This window comes from Zunongwangia atlantica 22II14-10F7, from assembly GCF_002094855.1.
GTDB lineage: Bacteria > Bacteroidota > Bacteroidia > Flavobacteriales > Flavobacteriaceae > Zunongwangia > Zunongwangia atlantica.
The window spans coordinates 159113-180935 of sequence record NZ_ARYN01000001.1 but is presented as its reverse complement, the minus strand read 5'-3'; the positions used below and the strand labels follow the sequence as shown (position 1 = coordinate 180935).

Genomic DNA, 21823 nt, shown 5'->3' with positions numbered 1-21823 from the left:
AAGTATTTTATTGAAAAACGTTTGCTAAAAAAAGAGTACTGTTAGTTTTTTCATATTTTCGAGCTTGGAAATTATTTCAATCCTGAAGACATTAAACTTCGATTGAATTATAACTACTATATCAACATCAGATACCAGCGATGTACAAATACATAAAATTTAGTATTCTTCCATTTTAAATATCTGCTCTGTCCAAGTTGGACCATTTATATAAAACATACCATCTTTATATGTTACTCGTTCTATGCCCAATTGGGGCATGGTTTCCCATTCTTCAAACCTCTGACTATACGGATAAGATCTTTTGTGATACATAAAATAATGAGCAGAACTCCATAAGGTACCATTTGGCCCCTCAAATAGCGCGTTGTGCCCAGTCTCCTGATAAGGGTCTTCCGTATCCTGAAATTGTAAATGATCATACCCGCCCTGAACAGCTAACTCAGGTCTATATCCCTTTTTTCGAGTACCGAAAATCGGCTCCCGGGAGACGAGCTCCCAAGGACCCAAAGGATTTTTAGACTTGAGTAGCCCTACCTCATATCCTCGGGTCCAACTAGAGAAAAACATGTAATATGTCTCTTCGCGTTTAATTACATAGGGGCCTTCAATACCGCCAACCATCCATTCCGGGTATCCGGGTTCTCTCTTATCTAAAAATTTTTCTATAGGTGTCTTAAGGGTTCCTGACTGAAGGTTTATTTTCGCCTGAAAAAGTCCGTTACCACTGCAATATAAATAAACCTGCCCGTCGTCATCTTCAAAGAGTGTAGCATCGTTGTTATATTGTGGCGTTAAGGGACCGTTGACCAACTTGTACGGGCCCGTTATTTTATCTGCTGAAAACAGCCAGATGCTGTGCGTACTCATTCCTTTAGGATCTTTTTTAGTTACTTTACCACTATTAATCGTAAGCCAGTATTTATTCTGAATGAAATGGATTTCAGGAGCCCAAAACCTTCCATTATAAGGACAATCTTCCGCCAGCTCGCTGGCATCTATAATATAAGAATGAAACTTCCAATTCTTTAAATCGTCTGAAACCAATAATTTTATACCGGGGTTAGGGCCGGTCCATACCGGCGCAGATGTACCTACCGCATACCATTTTTTACCCACCTTATTTATCATATAATCGCGCATTGACAAAAGCGTATCGCGCGTCACAGGATTGGTATATTTAAAAACTTTTTCTGAAGCTTCTGACTTTATCTTTGCAGATTCCTTTTTTTGACCAAAAGAAACAGAGCATGAGAAGACTATTAGGAATTTAAGTATATATTTTAGTCGCATATTTAAACCTATTTTATAATTTTTTTTCATAAGGACTCTCTGGCATATACAGGTAGCTCTTTTGATAACCGCCGTTATCTATAATTATTTTTTGAAAAACCACACCTGGATTTTCAGGTTTAAGTTTTAAAGTATGTAATCCACTTTCGATTGGCTTAACAGGGAAGGTAAGTTCGTGTTCAATAATTCGTGCGGCGGCTGCCGGATACATTTTTGAATAGTTGTTTTCCCAAATGAGATCTTCATTTATATTAAAGGTGATTTCAGCTTCATTATCAAAGACGGCAGTAACCTGATGACCTCCTTTGCTAAAAGGTAATGTGCTGTCAAATATGAATCTTATTTTGATACTATCACCCGCGGAATTGAGTTTGAATTTATAGGTAAGCGCAGCATCATTGGGCTTTTCGGTGTAAGGCATTAACGCAATACCTGACAGTGTTCTGCCCAGATCTGGAATTACAGTCCAGGTTGTTTTTTCACTTGAATTAGTTTCAAAATAGTGTTCTGCTTCGATTACAACCATATTATTTGTTTCTTGAAAAACATATCCCCCATTTTTAGTTTCTTCAGGTTTTACACGCTCCACTTTAGGCATTGTATTACCTTCTTTGGGTTCATCCCACGAGGTGTAGCCTATATGAGTTTGATCCATCATATGATTCCATTTCCCATCAGCTATATTTAGATTGTAATCTTTCGTGTAAAATGCATCCAATTCAAAGGCTTTTTCGGCCAGGTCGGCATAATAGTTTGCGTTTAGGTCCTTTTCTTTTACAAACTTTTTGTTCATAGCGACGGCATAGTACATTTCATATAAATTAGCCATTGCCCTTACCGGATGCAAAATGAGTTCTTTATAAGCATCTTTATATTCTGGAGATAATTTTTCAAATTGCCTTCTGGCTTTTGCCTCAAGAGCGAGGTAGGCATCTTTAACTTTTAAAAACTCGCCAGATTCTAAATTGTAGGTGTTTTCATTAAGCATTTCTGCTGTAACCCGGCTGTTGTATTTGCAATAGGTAGTCAAAATTTCTGCTGCCTGCTCCGCATTGCTTTCACCAAACTTATCAGCACAAAATTTCACGCTGTAATCCTTCAGGTTATTTTGATTAAATGCAGTGGGGTTCCAAGCCATATTTAAAAAAAAATCCATCGGATATTCATTTGGCTTTAGATCCCCTACGTTCAAAATCCAAAGTTTATCGACCCCATAACTATAGGTTAATTGAAGTTGCTCCCACATGTGGGGTATTTGTGTCATATTAAGCCATTGATAGGCTCTTGGTGCCCCGTGAAGATCTACGTGATAGTAAATACCATAGCCACCAGGATGCCGGAGTTCATCCAATTCCGGTAGTCTCCTTACGTTACCCCAGTTATCGTCACATAAAAGAATGATCATATCGTCCGGGACATTTATGCCCTGATCATAATACTCCAAAACCTCACTATATAAAGCCCAGATTTGAGGAGTTTCTTCTGCAGGCTTACCGCTGACCTCTTCAATAATCTTACGCTGATCACGCATAATCTTTTCCAATAGTCTAAAATTTTCTTGGGCATCTCCTGAATCTTCCATAGGCAGGTCTCCATCCCCCCGCATCGCCATCGTAACAATTTGCTCATAATTTTTATTACGCTCTAAACCATCGCGCCAGAATTTTTTTAAACCTTCTTCATTGGTCTTATAATTCCATTCTCCGTTGCCATATTTCTTGCGATGAATTCCCCATTCCTTTTGCGAACGCATCATGGGTTCGTGGTGTGAAGTTCCCATTACGATTCCGTATGCGTCGGCAACTTTTGGGTTGAGCGGGTCGTCTTCATTAAAGGCTTTTCCCCACATTGCAGGCCATAGATAATTGGCTCTGAGACGAAGAAGAAGCTCAAACATGTTTGCATACATCTTGCTGTTGATTCCGCCAAATTTATTCCTTGCCCATCCTCCGAAGGCTGGTTCTTCATCATTAATGAAAATCCCACGGTACTTCACTTTTGGCTCGCCTGAAGCAAAATATCCTGACACAACATGCGCTGAAGAACGTTTCTTTGCTGGAACATCATTCCACCAATACCAAGGTGAAACACCGAGCTGCTTCGAGATTTCGTAAATTCCATAAATGGTTCCCCGTCTATCGCTTCCCGCGATAATCAACTGTTTTTTTGATTTTGAAGCTTCTATGGTTGTAATAACAAAACTTTCCCACTTTCCTTTCAAATCTTTGGCATTGATTTTTTTTGAAGAAATCAATTTATCAATCCGCTTATTGTTTCCGACTGTTCCGATGATGATTTCAAATTCGCCGGAAGTTTCTGTGGTAGATAGATTGGGTAATTTTCCAGTCACTTTCTGAATGTCCGACTGTAAATCTTTTACCGCGCGAACAACGGCAACATTTTCGGATTTGTCGTAAAAAATATCGGTTGTTTTTCCCTCTTTTGAAACAATAGGAAATCCATTATCATTGGAAATAATGTTTTCTGTAATTCCCGAAGTTTGCTGGGCATTTGCAGAGACTGATACCACAATGATACACCAGAAAATTTTCCTGATATTATGAATAAAATTTGATTTTGTTTGTTGAATCATATGTTTCTATTTTAAATAGGTTTTTCTTATAATTTTTTATTGTTTTCCACAGGTAGCATCTATGGCTATTGCTTTCCCCTATGCTAATTTATATCGCCCTTTCAGGGCTTTTTAAAAGGTCACCTCTACGAGGCTTGGTTTATATTTATTTGTTTCACCTATTATCAGATTGCTCATACGGAGCTTTTGCTTTCTATTTTTAGCCTTGTTAAGGTTTTTAAAACAGAATCTCTTGCAGCCCGGTTTGAGCGTAAATATTTTATTGCTTGGGCAAGAGCTTTGGCAAAAAGATTGGGAGCGAAAGACGGATTAGCTGTCCAAAAAATATTTATTAATTTTACGGTTTTCATTTTACTAATCATTTAATTTTTAATGAGTTTCCATTCAAAGACAGTCCCGTTTTTTTTGTCTGGTTGTTCTCCTGCCCAATCAATCTGCGGAATAAGGTTCTCCGGTAAGAACATTTACGCCAACAAACCGGTTGGTTTTCAAAGACAAAAGCATACATTGATTTTTCAGCATATCCTGCCATAGAAACAGACTTCCTTCATTTTCAGTTTTTTGGGTACGCAAATCTCCGGAAAGTCCAATGCCGGAAACTGTGAGAAAACCACTTCCATCGACCGCATCAAGGGTGATTTTTCCATTTCCTTTGTCTAAAATTTTGAACTGACACGTTTTAATATCAAAATCTTTACTTCCCGTATTGGCACTGCGGATAATACTTCGCGGACTATTCCAAAAAAGTTGGTTATTGGCTAAATTGGTGAAAGTCATGATTTTTCCGATCGGTGAATTTTTAGAGCGGTCAGAAAGTAGCTCATCGATTTTAAAATTGTCAAAATCTGCGTAACCTCCGTTTTTCCCTTCAGTATTAAAGGCAAATAATGCAAAACGCACGCCCTGAAAGGTTTTCATCTGGTAAGCCAACCGAAGTTCAGTTCCTAATTCTTTAAAATTTATTCCGTCTGTACTGTAACTTAGCGTGGCTAAATCTTTATCAAAATCACCAAAACCACGGAGGAAAACTTTAGTCTGTTTCAATGGTTCTTTCAAGGTTTTATTATTGACCAAATCATAACTTCTGATCACCAAACCTTTATCTGTTTTTGCCACGCCAATCCAATAATAAGGCACATTGAGCAATCCCAATCCTGCGACATCTCCCACTTTTAATTTTTTAACATCGAGCTGTACTGCTGCAGAAGATTCGGGACCTATAATGCGCTGCGTAAGGGTGTTTTTGGCGTACATAAAATTTTTCGCCGGTAGTGTATTCAAACGGAACGCGCCTTTTGTCAACGACCATTTATCATTCACTGGTAAATGATTCCATTGCCAGATTGGTTGTAAGGGTTTTTGTAGAAAAATCATCATTTCTTTCATAAGTTGCAAAAGGTTTTTGCTAAATTTCGGTATTGGGTTTAAACCAGGTTCGTGGCGACCTTCTTGGATTACCTTCCACCCCATAATACGGCCAACCGTCTTTCCACGTTACGGGCGATAGAAAGGTTAAACGTCCAGTAGATTTCACATCCATCATAGAAAATCCCAACCATTCTCCGTTGGGTAAATCCACAATGCCACCCTGATGAAGAGGAACGGCATAGAAACCGTTGTCAGAAGGTTTGCTCAGCTCTATCTTTTCGCTATCATTGGGAATGTTATGCCAATATCCGAAATTATCGGTCCACCATCCACGCTGTGTTCCCATTGTTTCCCGATTTGAGATCACGGCAGTTTCGTAAGGACCTTCCAGTTTGTCTGCTCTTGCACATTGCATTCTTCCAACAGGTGCATAATCTGCACTAATGACATAATATTTTCCGTTGATTTTATAGAAATGGTGCCCTTCTCCCATCGCATTCCCTTTCGGAATAATCAAGCGATCGCTGCCTTCTACGAATCCACTGAAATCAGGCTTAAATTCAATAAGACGTACTTCATCATAGCCGTGAACAGCATAGATTTTCCCATCGTCATCAAATAGAATTCCAAGATCGTAGATTTTGCCCCCCATATTTTTATGCGTCCAGGGTCCTTTTGGTTTTTTTGCTGAAAAAACCTGCAAACCGTAGTCGTTTACATTAACTAAAACACAAAAAGTTCCTTTATCATAGCGGATTGCGGGCGCCCATATTCTATTTCCGTAAATACCTTTATCCCCATGAAGGTGAAAGTCTTTTCCAAGGTCTAAAAAACCTGAAATGTAGGAGACAAATTCCCAATTTACAAGATCTTCAGACTTAAGTATGGGTAAGCCCGGCATAGGATGCATAGAACTTGCCACCATATAATAGTCCGTTCCCACACGAATCAAATCAGGGTCTGAAAATTCATCATAGAATAACGGATTGGTAAAAGTACCATTGCCATTGTCCGCAGTCCACGACTGAGCCACCAGTTTCTGAAGAGAAATGATGAGAAAAACCAATATAACTACGGCAATTTTTTTCATTTTAATGAATAATTATTTAATAAATTTCCAATAATCAAAATTGAACAATGTATGTGGTTCGCCACCTGTAAATACAAAATACACATCGTGGATGCCTTTCACATTCTCCACTTTTGTGAAAACTTCTTTCCAATTTTCCCATTCTCCAGTGTAAGGAACATTGAGTGTTCCGAGGAGTTTTCCGTCCACAGCACCGGTTTTTATTTCGATTTTACCGCCTTTGTAACGGCTGGAAACATTGGCTGTAAATTGTAAGGCGCCTTCGTTTCCGAAATCGACGTCACGAATTTTGATGTAATCTCCGTTGTGGATATCGGTAATGAAAATTCTTTTTTCTTTGTCTTCATTTGCTTTTATACCTTTGGAAAAAGCAATGGTTTCGGCTTCTGTTTTCTGATAAGGATTTAAAGTTCCCAAGCCTTTTACAATTCCTGCATCGGTCATATTCATCGTGGGAATGCTTCCGTCTTTACCGTACTGAAACTGCTCTACTGCAACCGAGCGGTCATAACTGTGCCCATTCGGAAGTGCATCATTGTGATAGAAGAAATAAGAATTTCCTTTGTAATCAATGATTCCCGGGTGATTGGTATTGCTTCCTTTTTCAGTAGGCATTACTTTTCCGCCAACCTTCCAGGGTCCTGTGATTTTTTTGGCGGTGGAATAGTTGATTTCCTCAGGAAACTGGGAAGCGTATATCAGATAGTAGGTTTTGTTTCTTTTGTAAATCCAGGGTGCTTCGGTAAATCTTCCGACAATTTGCTTGGGGTCTTTGATATCTAAAAAATGAATGTCACCATCAATTGAAACCATATCTTTGTTGAGCTTTGCCCAATAACAGGCTCCGTTTCCCCAAAAAAGATAAGCCTGTCCGTTATCATCAATGAAAACCGATGGGTCCAGGTCATCCCAGGAATGCGATGCATAAGTCGTCATTTGATTGGTAATTAATGGTTTCCCCAGAACGTCTTTGAATGGTCCGTAAGAAGTATCACCCACTAAAACGCCAACCCCGATTCCACCGGGATTGTTGTTGTATCCTGTGGAGATGTAATAGTAGAATTTTCCGTTTCTTTCAATGACCTGAGCGGCGTTGGCATCACCATTTGCCCAAGGAACTTCACTGGTTTTGAGAACCGCACCTTTGTCTGTCCAGTTGACCATATCTGTGGTGGTGAACAATCGGTATTCCCGCATCAGATAAGAGTTTTTTGGTGCATCAGGTTCGTCAACACCTACATAGAGATAGACTTTGTCCTGATAGACCATCGGGGCAGGGTCGGCCGTGAACATTGTCTGGATAATGGGATTCTGGGCGGAAATAAATGAATAAATCAAGGAAAACCCTACAGTTAAACATAATTTACGATAAAACGAAATTTTACTGATGATCATTGGAAATTTACTTTTAGATGAAATGGAAAACTTCATATTGCTTATAAAAAAAACAGCATAGTAGATTTTAGTTTTTAATTACATTTTTCACACTTACAATAAAAAAATAAAGTACTAACCATATTATTGACATATGAAGACATAAAGGTCACTATTCTATAGATGCGTTTGAAATCCTAAAAAAATCAAAGTCCGCATATCCTCCAACGGTTTTGGTTGCGTAGCTGAATAAACCGAATCGATACCCCATAAAATGCGGAATAGTATATTTCATTTGTAAAGAGTTACCAACTTGTTTCCAGTTTTCTCCATCACTGCTGAAGTAAAAAACTGCTGTATCCTTCTTCTCACGGAAGTTGCACTCTGCTTTGAGATAAACGGTATTTCGGGAAAGTTTTATTTTCTCTTCTTCTTTTGATGTTCCGCCCGAAGCATTGATATAGACAATGTATTTCTCGTTTCCTTCCACTCTTACCCCCAATTGCCCGTAATCTTTCTGCAACAATGTCAGTCCTGCAAAATCACCGTCTTTCATTTTTGAAACGTCAAGCAAAGTAATGCCGGAAGAAACGGGTCCGATGGTTCTTTGGGTCAATGTATTTTTAGCCTGTAAAAAATCTTTTTCAATGCGGCCTGTTTTCAGTCTCAGGAAGCCTTTTCTTTCAGTAACTGACCATAATTTGTTATCAGGATTGTGATTCCATTGCCAAACCAATGGCAATGCTCTATCTCCTTTCTTACGGGTAAATTCATCCGAATCAACAATCCCAGGAATCAAAGACTGATTTGCAGGTAAATCCAATATTTCCGGGACTTTGCCGTTAACACCTAAAACCGGCCAATCGTTTTCCCACTTCACAGGAACCCAATACGGAATTCTGCCCACCGCACCATAATCACGGAAGAGATAGGCAAACCATTCTCCATTTGGGGTATCAATCAAACCACCCTGTGCAACACCCAAATCCTGCAACCCTATTTTTCCTTCCCAAGGCCCTGTAAGCTTGTCTGCACGATGGATAACCACGGTACGCATTCCACCTTTTGGCCAGGTGATGTTGAAGAGATAATATTTCCCATTGACTTTAAAGAGCTGTGAACCTTCTGCCGGCAAACCGATGTTGTCTCCGGATGGAGCACTTGCGTTTTCAATAGCGATAACTTCGGAATTGGGCTTTATTCCCGAAAGGTCTTCTTTCAACTCCACTAATTTGAGCTTTCCGCCTCCGTACAGCATATAGGCTTTCCCATCATCATCGAAAAAGAAAGAATGGTCGTGCATCATCGGTTCAAATTCAATGGCTTTCCAAGGGCCTTTTTCAATATTTTCCGTGGAATAGATGTAGGTTTTTCCTGTAGTCTGGGCAAAAGTGGAAACATAATATGTTCCTTTATTAAAACGTATGGTACTTGCCCACGAACCTTTTCCATATGTTCTTTTTCCGTCTTCTAACCTCATATTGTCTGTTTCAGAAAGCCGGTCATAAGCATAACTTACTAACTCCCAATTGACCAAATCTTTGGATTTCATAATTGGAACACCAGGACTCATATGCATTGTCGTGCTGCTCATATAATAGGTATCTCCTACACGAATCATCGAGATATCGGGAACATCGGCAAAAATTATTGGGTTGTGAGCTTTTTGCTGAGCCCAAATTCTCATAGAAAATAATGTGAGTAACAGATAGAATGTATATATAATTTTTTTTCTCATAATTGATTTGGTTTATGGTTATTTATCGATAATTTTTAAGTATAGACAACCCTTCCATGAGCTTGTAATGACAATTTTAACATTAAATACTTAAATTTAACAGGTCATTTGTAAGAGGTTTAGAGTCGAATAAAACCCTTCTCTTGCCCAGGAAGGAAAGTGTAATTTCAAGTCAAACGAAGCCTCTCCTTTAGTAATTTCAAGTTTTGTTTGCTCTTCTTCCGGAAAATCTGTGGTTTGTTTTAAGGTTACTCCTTTTTCGCTCCAGTTTACTTCCGAAGCAACAAATAGGTTTACGTACAAGGCGTTATCGCTGTGGGTATAGATAAACTGATTGTACTTGTCGTAGTTTTCCATCACGGTACTCACGCAACAGCACATAGCCTCATTCGGCGCTGAATATACCCGGTAATGCCTGGGTCGCGCTGAAGTAAAATACACATACCCCCCGTGTTCCGGATGTTGTGATGAGCGGATGTGATTGAAGAGCGTGCGCTCGTAATACTCGGCATATTTGGCCTGTGGATCTAAACGGAATAAATCTTCGGTCAACTTAAGCATATTGTAAGAGTTGCAGGTTTCCGGCCCGTCAATCACGTTGACATAATCTATGCTCGAAGCTTTACTGGGAAAATGCTCCCTGCGGCTGTTACCGCCGAAGGCTAAAGTCCTGTTTTCTACTACCGTTTCCCAGAAAAATTCGCTCGCATCCTCGTATTTTTCAGTTCCTGACAACTCCGCTATGCGTGCAAAACCCATAAACTTGGGGACTTGCGTATTGGCGTGCATATTGTATAAAACGTCTTCCACTTCCGCAAGCGGATTGAGTAATCTTTTATGCGAAAAGCGTTTTGCGGCCTCCAGGTATTTAGGATCCTTGCTTATCTCAAAAGCATCTGCATAAACCTCATTCATTCCGACGTGCTCTTCATCAAGCATTTTTTCCATTTGGGCCGCATCCAGATCAGCGATGATCATTATTCCCAAATCACAATAGTTGAGAAAAAGCTTTTTGGCAAGGTTATCATCGGCGTACAACCAGGCATTGCGTAAACCGGCATACATTTTATGCAGATTGTACCAGGGTGCCCAAGTCTGCTTATAAGTTGTAAGATCTCCTATTTTGAGGTTTGTCCATAATATTTCACTACCGGGCATTCCTCCTAAATAACCCACACCCCAGGAAGGATTATTAACTGCATTCGCCTGCTGAATGGTATCTAGCTCGGCAATAATATAATTCATTCTGCTTTTACAGTCGGCGTTGCCGGTCGCAGCATAATTCATCGCCATAGCCGAGAGGTAATGCTCGCCCACATGACCATCAAGCCCGGCCCAGTTTGCATACGGATCCGATTTAGGCTCCAATCCTGCCTGAATTCGAAATGGTGCCAAAAGCCTATCAACATCATACTGTAACAAGACCTCAATGTTAAGGTCACGACCTTCCTGCATTGGACCTTCTAAAAGGAGAACCTCATTCAAATCAAATTGATTGGAGTACAATTTACTTTGTGCCAAAGCCTCTAAACCTGAACCAGGCAACATCAGGCAGCATACCATACTGAAATAAAATAACTCTCTGGTAAACTTTATAGTCCTCATTTTTTACTGTTCTAGCGTTAGGGTATAGGTTTTACCCGCCTGCGTATTCATTTCGTATTCTAACACGAGTTTGAGTTCCGGCTTGTTTAATTCCTGCGGATTTGCTATCAGGGGTTCAGGAATTTCCGGTGTTTGGAAAAATCCATTCTCAACTTCTCCATTAATTTTTGCTAAACCATCGCCTTTTAAAGGTTCGTACGAACGGATGCGGCACACACCTCCCAATTCGGAAGTAATGTTGATTGTTTTGGCTTGGCTATTTTCCCATTCCAGATCTACCAGAAAACCACCACGGGTTTTAAGACCGCTTATAGCGCCTTTATCCCAGGCATCGGGTAGCGCCGGTAAAATATGAATCGCACCATCGTGACTCTGCACCAACATTTCAGCAATCCCGGCCGTGCAGCCAAAATTCCCATCAATCTGAAAGGGCGGGTGCGCGTCGAATAAATTGGGATAGGTACCTCCGCGTTGCTTGCCATCAGGCTTAATGGATGGTGTGAGCTGATCCTTAATCAGTTTATACGCGTGGTTTCCGTCAAGCAGGCGTGCCCAGAGATTGACTTTCCAGCCCATAGACCAGCCGGTAGACTCATCACCACGAGCTACCAGAGAAGTTTTAGCCGCCTCAAAAAGCTGAGGGGTGCGATAGGGTGAAATTTGATTGGAAGGATATAAGCCGTATAAATGGGATACATGGCGATGATTATCTTCGGGATTATCCCAGTCGTACATCCACTCCTGTAATTGTCCCCATTTCCCTATTTGCATAGGTGGCAAACGCTTGAGGCTGGCTTCAATCCGCGTTAAAAGTTCGTTTTCATTATTTAGAATTTTTGCAGCTCTCAGGGTTTTGGTAAACACGTCGTAAACTAACTGATTATCCATTGTAGCTCCGGCAGTAACCGACTCGGGATGATCGCTGTAGGGCGCATTTTCTGGTGAAATGGAAGGTGCGATCACCAACCAGTTATGCTCGGGCTCTTCAACCAAAAAATCCTGTAAAAAGCGTGCTGAACCTTCCAAAATGGGATAAACCGAATCTAAAAACTGCGTATCGCCGGTGTATTCATACTTATCAAACAAATGCTGCGAAAGCCAGGCGCCCCCCATAGGCCACATTCCCCAAAAAGCCCCGTCTACCGGGCCTGTAATACGCCAGATGTCGGTATTGTGATGCGCCATCCAGCCCGAAGCTCCGTACATCTCGGGGGCGGTTTGCTTACCGGTTTCAGACAATTCCCGTATCATTTGAATTAAAGGCTCGTGGAGTTCTGAAAGATTAGTACTTTCAGACGGCCAGTAATTCATTTCAGTATTGATGTTTATGGTGTATTTGCTGTCCCAGGCAGGCTTTAAACCTTCAGCCCAAATCCCCTGTAAATTAGCAGGCTGCGTCCCCGGTCGCGAAGAGGAAATCAACAAATACCGCCCAAACTGAAAATACAACGGCACCAGGGCCAGATCGTTTCCGTCTTTAAAATTAGCAACGCGGGCATCGGTGGTTTCCGAGTTAGAAGTAGTTTCTCCCAGACTGAATTGAACCCGATTGAAATAGGATTGATAATCAGCTACATGTGCACCCTTCAAATCTTCAAATTCTTTTTGAGAAGCCGCATCTAAAAAAGACATCGCTTTAGCTTCAGCATTCCCATCGATATCGTTATAGCTTTTAAAATTGGTAGCCATCGAGATGTATAAGGTGGCAGTGTCTGCGTTGGTAATTTCCAGTTTGTTTTCGCTTTGCGAAAGGCTTCCGCCACTGGTTTTTGCTTTTACCTGCGCTTCAAATTTTACGGCACCTGCAACACCCTCGTGATCGCTTGAAGTTCCCTGTAAACGAAGTCTATTTTTATCATCAACAAAAGAAGCAGCTCGCTCCTCTCTGGTTAAAGAAGCTGCAAAATTGAGCTTTCCAGATTCACTTGCGGTGAGTTGAACCACAATAACCTGTTCAGGGAAAGACGAAAAAACTTCCATTGTATAAGCGACACCATCTCGCGACCATTGTGTGGTCGCCACAGCGGTTTCCAGGTCCAGGGTGCGCTGGTAATCGGTAACCGCTCCTGTATTTTTAAAATCCAAATGAAGTTTCCCGAGGGTTTGATAGGGCATTCCGCTTTTGCCGCTAAAGAATTTTTGGTTGACCAAATCCTGAGCCTCCGCATAGTTTCCGTCAAAAATAAGTTTGCGTACCTGCCGAAGAGCTTCTTTAGCATTTGGATTGTCATTTCGATACGGCTGCCCGGCCCAAAGCGTATTTTCATTCAACTGAAGAATCTCATGATTTGGATCGCCATAAATCATAGCGCCTAGACGGCCGTTCCCAACCGGAAGCGCTTCCACCCAAAGTTTTGCGGGTTCATCATAACGCAGCGTCATATCGGGCTTTTGGGCAAAAGCCGAAAAGCTCAGAAAAATCAGTAAAATGCTGCTCTTAATATTCATAGTCTTAATTGGATTTAGTTCTCTGAAAACATCCAGTAATCGAAGAACATAATTTTAGTTGCTGCTTTTCCTTTAAAAACGAAATAGAGATCGTGCACGCCGCTTACTTTCTCGATCTCCTGAGATACCAAAGCCCAGCGGTCGTCGCCTCCCGTCATCGGCACCTTAAAAGAGGTTACCAGCGGTCCTTCTTTGCTGTCGAGGCGAACTTCCATACTTACATCGCTGTTGTGGGTGGTTCCCACACGAGCCGTAAAACGGGTTGCACCTTTTGCTCTGAAGTCAACATCTTTTACTTTGATGTAAGCATCATTTTTCATCGCGGTCACAAAAACACCAACGCTCTCATTTTCGTGAGCTTTAACGCCCTCAGACCAGGCTATGGTTTCCGCTTCCGTTTTTATAAAGGGATTTAAAACCTGCAGACTTTTCTCAATCCCATCGGTCATTTGAAGCTCCGGGATAGTTCCATCTTTATCAAATTTCAACTCTTCAACAGCCACCGAACGTGTAAAGCCGCTACCCCCGGGAAGTGCCGCATTGTGATAAAACAGATAGGTTTTCCCTTTATAATCTATCACCCCAGGATGGTTTGTAAATGCCCCGCCCTGTCTGGGCATCACTTTGCCCTGGTATGTATACGGCCCCGTGATGTTTTTGCTGGTAGAATAACCCAAGTGTTCGGGTAATGGCCCTGCGGCAAAAATGAGATAGTAAAGTCCGTCGCGTTTATACACCCAGGGGCCCTCTTCATAGGTCGTAGGACGTCTTTCATTAGGTTCCCCTTCCCGCTTCCCAAAAGCTTCTATCGTATTGGGAATTTGCTGAATTTCACTTCCCAACGTGATCATATCTTCGTTAAGCTTTGCGTAAAAACACACCGGATTTCCCCAGAACAAATAAGCCTGCCCGTCATCATCTACAAAAACCGCGGGATCAATATCTGCCTGACTTTCCTGAACGAGGGGTTTGCCTAACGGGTCTATAAAAGGGCCATACGGACTATCGCTCACCGCAACACCAATTCCATTTTTGCCATTTCGGTCTGTTATAGGCACATACATATAAAACTTACCGTCCCGCTCTGTAGTAACCGGAGCCCAGGCATTGCGCTGCGCCCAATCAAAAGCCTTATAGCTCAGCACGGTACCATAATCGGTCCAGTTTACCATATCTACTGTGGTATATAGGCGCCAGTCATCCATGGTAAACCAGGTAGAATCGTCCTCGTCGTGCGAAGTGTATAAATAGACCTTTCCGTTGTAAACCATAGGTGCAGGATCTGCCGTATAATTGGTCTGTATAATGGGATTCTGGGCGAAAACCGTAGAAAAAACCAGTAAGCTAAACAGTTGAAAAAGATTTTTTTGGTTCATCGCTTTATTCATTTACAATTACAAAACCGCCTCCTGACTGAATGGTCAGTTTTAGTTTTCCGTTTTTAGGAATCTTTATTTCTTTAGTAAAAGTGTCGCCATCTTTATCATCATTGATAAGGCTCGCGGTTTTCTCTGCTAAAAAAGAAAGGTCCAGATTCAGTTTTTTAGATTCTGATTCGGCATTAACTCCCGCAACATACCATGTGTCTCCATTTCGCCTTGCCAGTACCGAAAACTTCCCTGGATAACCATCAATAAAACGGATTTCATCCCAGGTTGTGGGCAATTCTTTCAGAAAATCGAGTTCAAACTGGGGAGCGTCTTTCAGGTTATTTGGCGTAAGCGCAAACATTTGTACCGGGTTTTGAAACAATACCCCTGTCGCCAATTGGAAAGCATCGGTAGTAAGTCGTTTTTGTCCGGATTTGTTTCCTCTATTTAAGTAGTCGTTAAGCACCACGCCACCAAATTCCATACTGGCAACAGCGTTGCGAATGAAGGGATGAAAGGTAGCGTTATAGGGCTCTTTTTTACGCACATCTTCCACAAAAACCAGCATCTCTGAAGCCACAACCGCTTCACTACCTACAAAATTAGGGTACATACGTTCCCAACCACGAGGTAAGGTCGTACCGTGAAAGATGATCATCAGTCCATAGTCATTAGCGTCTGAAAGTATGTCTTCATACAGGCGCATCGTTTCCTGCTTATCTCCTCCAAAAAAGTCGACTTTAAGGCCTTTTACTCCGGCTTCCTGAAGCCATTTCATCTCTTTTTTACGCTCAATAGAGGTATTCATTTTATTTAGCGGAGTCTGGAAGGCGTCATTCACAATCCCATTGGAGTTGTACCAGAGAAATACTCCCACATCTTTAGAGGCCGCATAATCAATGAGTTCTTTCATACGCTCGTAACCTATACGCTCATCCCACCAGGCATCGATGAGGATGTATTTAAAATCCATCGCTGCAGCCAGATCGACATAGGCTTTTTGGTCTTCATAATTCATACTGGCATCCTGCCAAATGATCCAGCTCCAGCTGCCTTTACCGTATTCATAATCCTGCGAAGGCTCGTAAAGCGGCTCAACCACATTCCAGGGAATGGTGGTTTCTACAACAGGCTTTAAGCTTTTGCCCACGGTGAGTGTACGCCAGGGCGTTATACCCGGAAGCCCTAATTGTGCGCTACTGCTGCCATAACCGTTGTTTTCTTTTTGATTGGGAAATTCAATATAAAACGTCCCGTCCTGATACGCGCTTAAGTGCGATGCCGGATATAAACTGCGCACACCGGTTTCGGAAAGTAAAACCCAATATTCATCCTTTACTTTATAAAGTGCGGGAAAAACATAACCACCACTTGCGGTTTGTTCGGCTATGGGCTTGTCTGCGGTGTATGCCGACTCATAACTGGGAGCAGTACGCGCAAACCCGGTCATAGGCCGCATCACATTTGATAAAAAAGAAGTAGTTTCCTGTGGAAAGCTAAACCCGGTAACTTCTTCCTCAAGTACGATGGCCCGGGTGTCGCCCCACTTTGGAATTTCATATCGAAAAGCGATATCGTTATCGCTTACCCGAAATAAAATAGAAAATTCCTTATTTTCACTATTGCGTACGGTATAGCGAAGCGTATTTGCCTTGTAGTCGATTTGAGATTGCTTAATTTTTTCCTGAGTATAACTTTTGGATAACTCATTCTGTTGAGCTTCTACAAAAGTGAGGTTTTGAGTAAGGTCACCTTCATTTGAGCTGAAACCCAAGGGAGCTTTATCAATTAATGTTACTCCTTCATAATCCACCGAATATACTAGTTTCCCATAAACAAGGTTTACTGTGAGTTGAAGTTTCTTGTTAGGACCGCTTAAATGATACTCTTGTGAAAAGAGAGCTGCATTGAGGCATAATAAAAGTACGGAGAATGAGATTTTCATGAATTTTATACTTGTAATACAAAACTTTAGATGTTAAATTCAACAAATGGTTCAAAAGACTATAAGTTAAATTTTATCTAAAATACAAAAAGTTTTTAAATTACATTAAAATTTTTTAAATCTTATCTTGCTTAAATACTTACAGATAGCATTGATTTTTTTCTAACTAAATTTTATTAAATTTTTTAAAATAGAACTATTTAGGGCAGCAGCCAGTAATTTTGCTATAAAATGGTATGGAATTCAAGGCTTTATTTCTTTTTTTTTAGAAATCTAATATTCAACCTATTAAACTAATTCAGATAAAGCCTCTTTCTCTTTTTGTCATAAATTATAGCCTTGGTATTTCCTCCACCCACTCTTCATCGAGTAGATGTGTACATACTAGCGTAGAAGGCAATAATACAACCGTATATTACACCCTGTATTAGGTTAACCTTTTTAGATTTAATTTTCAACGGTTTAAATTGTCAAGATTTCAAAATTTTGATCGTTTCTTTTATAGGAATGATAGTTTCTGAGATGAACAAGTTTGGTGCATTTATTTTGATACTAAAATATGGCCTTTTGTAAATAAACCATATTCATATTTAGGTGTTCTGTTGATTCTTTTTTTCGATCTCGTCTGCTAATGTTTCGGGTAATAATTTTCTCTCTGCCGGCAGACAGGTTTGACATGTCAACTCCGGTAATGAGTTCCATATCAGTAATAATGTACTGTTGTAAGCCCTTTACAAATTTTAATTCTTCTATTTTTTTCTTTAAGTTTTTTCATCTCATCTTTCTTGCTCGTAGCATATTTCTTTTATTCTAATGTATTTTTTTCACCTATTAATAGATCAATTCCTTGGAAACTTGATATTTATGGGATGTTTGATTGAAATCTGTGCATTTTAGGATTTGATCAATGATCAGTAGCTTGAGATCGTAACCTACTTTTTGTAGGAATTTTTTCGACAGTGTTGATTTTGTTCTTTCCTTAGATATAGTACTAAAGGTCTTTAATTTTTAGTCAACTTATTTCAGGAAAGTAGAAATTGAAGAATACTAAAAAGACAATATGGAATAATCGCATACTTATGTATATTCAAAATATGAAATCACAAATAATAATTGAATTACTTAGGTTTATTTATTAATCTTCACTTCTGGAAACATATTTTCGACTTCACCGAAGAATTCCGAAGGACTAATATTTTCTCCTTCACAGATTCTGAATATTGTAATTAAACTTATTTGGTAATCACCTCTATTTAAAATGTCACGCACAGTGCTATCCTCGATAAAATGATCTTTTGCAAACTTCCGTTTGGAAGATCCGGATATTTCGAAGAGGTATTCTATATACTTATATATAGCGTGGTTATAGTCCATCCTCAACAAAGGAAAAGGATGGATAACAAAAAAACGCGGTCTGTAGACCGCGTTGATAAAAAAATTATTATATTTACCTCATATTAATATATTTGCGAAACTTCTTACAGTAAAAATATTAGAAGCAGTCGCTTTGAATCTCGCTTTGAAAACTGGTAATTTTTAGCACACGAGATGATAAGTGAAATGCTCACGACCCGGGACGTGGGCTCACTTATTGTGTGCAAGGTATACCAGTACCTCAAAGCATAAGTTGAGTCACCACGTCTCTTTTTGATTAGACTTCTTTCAAAGCTTTTCTTCTTATATATTATTATAGTACTGGTTTTGCAGTTTTAAGACCCTACTTTTTTATTGGTTATCCATTGGGAGCTATCTAATGGGTATTCCGGGAATCGCAGCAAACCCAATTTCTAAAATTCAATGTTGTGGTGATGGGTGGGTGAGGTATGCCCTAAAATGATGAGGAATACATGTGTAATCTAAAACAAAATATATAAGAATAAAAGAAAGCAAAACCACACAATTTGAATTAGCCTTAGGGTAGGCTATAAGCTAAAAAAGCCTTCCCGCGTGTTGGAAGCATTGGGGAAGGCTTAAGGCTTGATTAACTAATAAAGTAAAACAAAACCACAGCGAAATTATGAAAAATAATTACAGGTGCTGCAATATTGCAGTACTAATACCCCTATTATATATAATTCTTCAGCTAGAGACTGGTAAAGTCTACAGCCAAAACAATCAAAACCAACAGACTATTTCCGGTATCATTAGTGATCAGGATGGTTTACCACTTCCGGGCGTGAACGTCCTTATTAAAGGAAGCGCTACCGGAACCACGAGTAATATGGATGGTCATTACAGTATCCGTGCATCTATTGGTGACACCCTCCTCTACTCTTATGTTGGCTATCAAACCATAGAAAAAGAACTCACGCCCGGGTTTACCGGAGACTTAATAATGCAACCGTCAACCGATGCCTTATCTGAGGTCGTTATTAACGCCGGCTACTATAATACCACCGAGCGAGAACGAACGGGAAATATCGCAAGAGTTACCGGTGAAGAAATAGAACTGCAACCTGTGGTAAGTCCCATACAAGCATTGCAAGGAAGAATGGCAGGAGTAGAAATCATACCGGGTGGAAGTAATCCGGGAACAGCTTCTACCATTCGCATTAGAGGGACTAATAGTCTTAGAGAGGAAGGAAATTATCCGTTATATATTATTGACGGCGTTCCTGTTAATTCAGCCCCTGTAGAAACAAATTCAATAATAGGTAATGCTGGTTTAGACCCATTAAATAACCTGAATGTTTCGAATATTGCAAGTATTGAAATTTTAAAGGATGCTGATGCTACTGCGATATACGGTTCGCGTGGGGCCAACGGAGTTGTTTTGATCACCACTAAAACGGGGAAACAACGCAGATCGGGTCTAGAAGCCAGATTATATACCGGCGTTACCACCGTTCCCAATCGGCTGGATTTATTAAACACCCAAGAGTATTTGGAAGTAAGAAGACTGGCTTTTGAAAATGACGGGGTTGAACCTACGGCACAAAATGCTTATGATCTGGTAACATGGGATCAAGATCGATACACCGACTGGCAGGATTTTTTATTTGGTGGCACTGCTGAAACTACCAATGCCAATCTCTCCTTTTCAGGAGGGAATGATAAAACTTTCTTTAGATTGGGCGGTTCTTATTTTTCTCAAGGAACGGTTTATCCAGGAGATAATACTTACAACAAAATAACCGGTAATTTAAACATTGATCATTTATCTGAAGATGAAAAACTAAAAATCAATTTTTCTGCGAATTACGGAGTAGACATCAATAAACTTTTTTGGAGCAATAGTTTAAGTTCATCAACGGTTTTATTACCTCCAAATGCACCCGAACTTTTTAACAATGATGGCAGTATAAATTGGGAAGAATGGGCAGTAGCTGATTTAGAAAACCCTTTGGCCGGTTACTATAATCGTGGAAGAACGGAAACCAGAAACTTATTATCTAACCTTGGTTTATCCTATCAAATTCTAAACAGTTTAAAAATACGATTGAATGCCGGTTATACATATTACGAAAGTCAGGAGTTAATGAAACGCCCGGGCAGATCGTATAATCCTTCCGCAGGTGAACCAAACAATTCTTTTCATTTAAATTCCGATAGAAAATCTTGGATTTTGGAACCTCAGTTGATCTTCAATGAATATTTCGGTGATTTCAATTTAGATGTTATAATTGGCGGAACTTTTCAGGAAAATACTAATAGCCAGATCAGATATCAGGGAGCCGGTTACGTCACCGAATCGCTTATTGGCAATTTAGATGCAGCCGAACAAGTAATTAATGCTTCAAGCCAAACAAATCAATACAGATATGCTGCAGCCTTTGCCCGGATAGGGACAAATTGGAAGAAGAAAGTATTTATAAATTTTACGGGGCGACGTGACGGCTCTTCCCGGTTCGGCCCGAAAAACCGTTTTTCAAACTTTGGAGCAATAGGTGCAGCTTGGATTTTCTCCGAGGAACAGCTCATTGAAAATGCCCTGCCATTGCTGTCATTTGGTAAATTAAGGGGGAGTTATGGTACTACCGGAAATGATCAGATTGGCGACTACGGTTATTTGGATGCCTACGAAGCTACTCCGGGTCCCGGAGGCTTATATCCTGTTTCCCTTGCTAACCCCTCATTTTCTTGGGAAGTTAACAAAAAACTCGAAGTTGCACTGGAATTGGGGTTTCTAGAAGACAAACTGAATCTTGCAATAAGCTGGTATCGTAACCGTTCTTCCAACCAATTGGTAGGATATCCTTTGCCTGCTATTACAGGGTTCAACACCGTTCAGGCTAATCTTCCGGCCAAAGTAGAGAATAGTGGTTGGGAACTGGAGCTATCTTCAATGAATCTTAACTTAGATAATTTTCGTTGGCAGACTTCCCTGAATTTTAGTGTTCCAAAAAACAGCTTAGTAAGTTATCCGAATATTGAACAGTCTTCCTATGCAAATACCTATAGAATCGGTCACCCCGTAAACATATCCCTTTTATATCGATATGAAGGAATTGATCCGGAAACGGGTTTATACAGGATTGCGGATATTAATGGTGATGGAAGTTTTGATTATGAGGACAGGGTAGTAATCCAGGATTTAACCAGAGAATATTACGGCGGAATTAATAATAATCTCAGCTTTAAAAATTTTAGCCTCCAGTTTTTATTGCAATATGTAAAACATGAAGGTATGGCTTCATTCTTTAATGCAGGCAGACCTACCAACCAAAGGCGTGTTGTCTTGGATGCTTTAAATTCAAACGGAGATATCCAAAGAATATCACAGTTACCTGCATTTAATCAAGCTTATTCCAATGCCGTAAATTCGAACTTACCTATACAGGATGCTTCCTTCTTACGCTTGAAAACATTTTCGTTAGGGTATAATTTGCCGGAAAGTCTTTTAAAATCATTCCTATTAACGGAAGGGAAAATTTTTCTTACAGGCCAGAACCTTTTTACAATATCTCCTTATGAAGGTTTAGATCCCGAATTATCCTATTCCAATACTTCATTTGGGAACCTTAGGACAGTAACCGCCGGTCTTCAGTTTAATTTTTAA

The 21823-nt window shown here is 40.2% G+C and carries 12 protein-coding genes; 1 reads left to right on the top strand and 11 read right to left on the bottom strand.

Annotated elements, in window-relative coordinates; genetic code table 11:
- Positions 1-159: 159 nt before the first annotated feature.
- The 11 genes from IIF7_RS00705 to IIF7_RS00660 form a co-directional block, all read right to left on the bottom strand.
- The gene (locus IIF7_RS00705) at positions 160-1323 is read right to left on the bottom strand and encodes a glycoside hydrolase family 43 protein (protein WP_084839782.1); all 1164 of its coding nucleotides are present in this window, start codon (positions 1321-1323) and stop codon (positions 160-162) included.
- The gene (locus tag IIF7_RS00700; RefSeq protein ID WP_084839781.1) at positions 1307-3886 is read right to left on the bottom strand and encodes a glycosyl hydrolase 115 family protein; all 2580 of its coding nucleotides are present in this window, start codon (positions 3884-3886) and stop codon (positions 1307-1309) included. Before IIF7_RS00700 ends, IIF7_RS00705 begins: the two co-directional genes overlap by 17 nt.
- Before the next feature lie 173 nt (positions 3887-4059).
- Positions 4060-4236: a hypothetical protein gene (locus IIF7_RS20780; protein ID WP_176218877.1), complete on the bottom strand. Its 177-nt coding sequence runs from the start codon at positions 4234-4236 to the stop codon at positions 4060-4062.
- 79 nt (positions 4237-4315) lie between these two features.
- The gene (locus tag IIF7_RS20970; protein ID WP_217806668.1) at positions 4316-5272 is read right to left on the bottom strand and encodes a beta-xylosidase family glycoside hydrolase; all 957 of its coding nucleotides are present in this window, start codon (positions 5270-5272) and stop codon (positions 4316-4318) included.
- A 19-nt stretch (positions 5273-5291) separates the two neighbouring features.
- Positions 5292-6344 (bottom strand): glycoside hydrolase 43 family protein, encoded by a 1053-nt coding sequence (locus IIF7_RS20965; RefSeq protein WP_217806667.1) that lies wholly within the window; start codon positions 6342-6344, stop codon positions 5292-5294.
- 12 nt (positions 6345-6356) lie between these two features.
- A complete protein-coding gene (locus IIF7_RS00685; protein WP_084840051.1) occupies positions 6357-7739 on the bottom strand; it encodes a glycoside hydrolase family 43 protein in 1383 nt (460 codons plus the stop codon).
- Between the two features lie 151 nt (positions 7740-7890).
- Positions 7891-9456, bottom strand: a complete 1566-nt coding sequence (locus IIF7_RS00680; protein ID WP_084839779.1) for a glycoside hydrolase family 43 protein — start codon at positions 9454-9456, stop codon at positions 7891-7893.
- A gap of 96 nt (positions 9457-9552) precedes the next feature.
- A complete protein-coding gene (locus IIF7_RS00675; protein ID WP_245801460.1) occupies positions 9553-11061 on the bottom strand; it encodes a glycoside hydrolase family 127 protein in 1509 nt (502 codons plus the stop codon).
- A gap of 3 nt (positions 11062-11064) precedes the next feature.
- The gene (locus IIF7_RS00670; protein ID WP_084839777.1) at positions 11065-13509 is read right to left on the bottom strand and encodes a glycoside hydrolase family 95 protein; all 2445 of its coding nucleotides are present in this window, start codon (positions 13507-13509) and stop codon (positions 11065-11067) included.
- A gap of 14 nt (positions 13510-13523) precedes the next feature.
- Positions 13524-14885: a glycoside hydrolase family 43 protein gene (locus IIF7_RS00665; protein ID WP_217806666.1), complete on the bottom strand. Its 1362-nt coding sequence runs from the start codon at positions 14883-14885 to the stop codon at positions 13524-13526.
- A gap of 4 nt (positions 14886-14889) precedes the next feature.
- Positions 14890-16824, bottom strand: a complete 1935-nt coding sequence (locus IIF7_RS00660; RefSeq protein ID WP_084839775.1) for a glycoside hydrolase family 97 protein — start codon at positions 16822-16824, stop codon at positions 14890-14892.
- A 2017-nt stretch (positions 16825-18841) separates the two neighbouring features.
- Between IIF7_RS00660 and IIF7_RS00655 the strand changes: the two genes are divergently transcribed.
- Positions 18842-21823 (top strand): SusC/RagA family TonB-linked outer membrane protein, encoded by a 2982-nt coding sequence (locus tag IIF7_RS00655; RefSeq protein WP_084839774.1) that lies wholly within the window; start codon positions 18842-18844, stop codon positions 21821-21823.

What these genes read in the sequence shown, in the direction of transcription:
- IIF7_RS00675 (WP_245801460.1), bottom strand. Translation starts at nt 11,061, where the DNA reads ATGAGGACTATAAAGTTTACCAGAGAGTTATTTTATTTCAGTATGGTA.
- IIF7_RS00705 (WP_084839782.1), bottom strand. Translation starts at nt 1,323, where the DNA reads ATGAAAAAAAATTATAAAATAGGTTTAAATATGCGACTAAAATATATA.
- IIF7_RS00680 (WP_084839779.1), bottom strand. Translation starts at nt 9,456, where the DNA reads ATGAGAAAAAAAATTATATATACATTCTATCTGTTACTCACATTATTT.
- IIF7_RS00685 (WP_084840051.1), bottom strand. Translation starts at nt 7,739, where the DNA reads ATGATCATCAGTAAAATTTCGTTTTATCGTAAATTATGTTTAACTGTA.
- IIF7_RS00670 (WP_084839777.1), bottom strand. Translation starts at nt 13,509, where the DNA reads ATGAATATTAAGAGCAGCATTTTACTGATTTTTCTGAGCTTTTCGGCT.
- IIF7_RS20780 (WP_176218877.1), bottom strand. Translation starts at nt 4,236, where the DNA reads ATGAAAACCGTAAAATTAATAAATATTTTTTGGACAGCTAATCCGTCT.
- IIF7_RS00665 (WP_217806666.1), bottom strand. Translation starts at nt 14,885, where the DNA reads ATGAACCAAAAAAATCTTTTTCAACTGTTTAGCTTACTGGTTTTTTCT.
- IIF7_RS20965 (WP_217806667.1), bottom strand. Translation starts at nt 6,344, where the DNA reads ATGAAAAAAATTGCCGTAGTTATATTGGTTTTTCTCATCATTTCTCTT.
- IIF7_RS00660 (WP_084839775.1), bottom strand. Translation starts at nt 16,824, where the DNA reads ATGAAAATCTCATTCTCCGTACTTTTATTATGCCTCAATGCAGCTCTC.
- IIF7_RS00700 (WP_084839781.1), bottom strand. Translation starts at nt 3,886, where the DNA reads ATGATTCAACAAACAAAATCAAATTTTATTCATAATATCAGGAAAATT.
- IIF7_RS20970 (WP_217806668.1), bottom strand. Translation starts at nt 5,272, where the DNA reads ATGAAAGAAATGATGATTTTTCTACAAAAACCCTTACAACCAATCTGG.
- IIF7_RS00655 (WP_084839774.1), top strand. Translation starts at nt 18,842, where the DNA reads ATGAAAAATAATTACAGGTGCTGCAATATTGCAGTACTAATACCCCTA.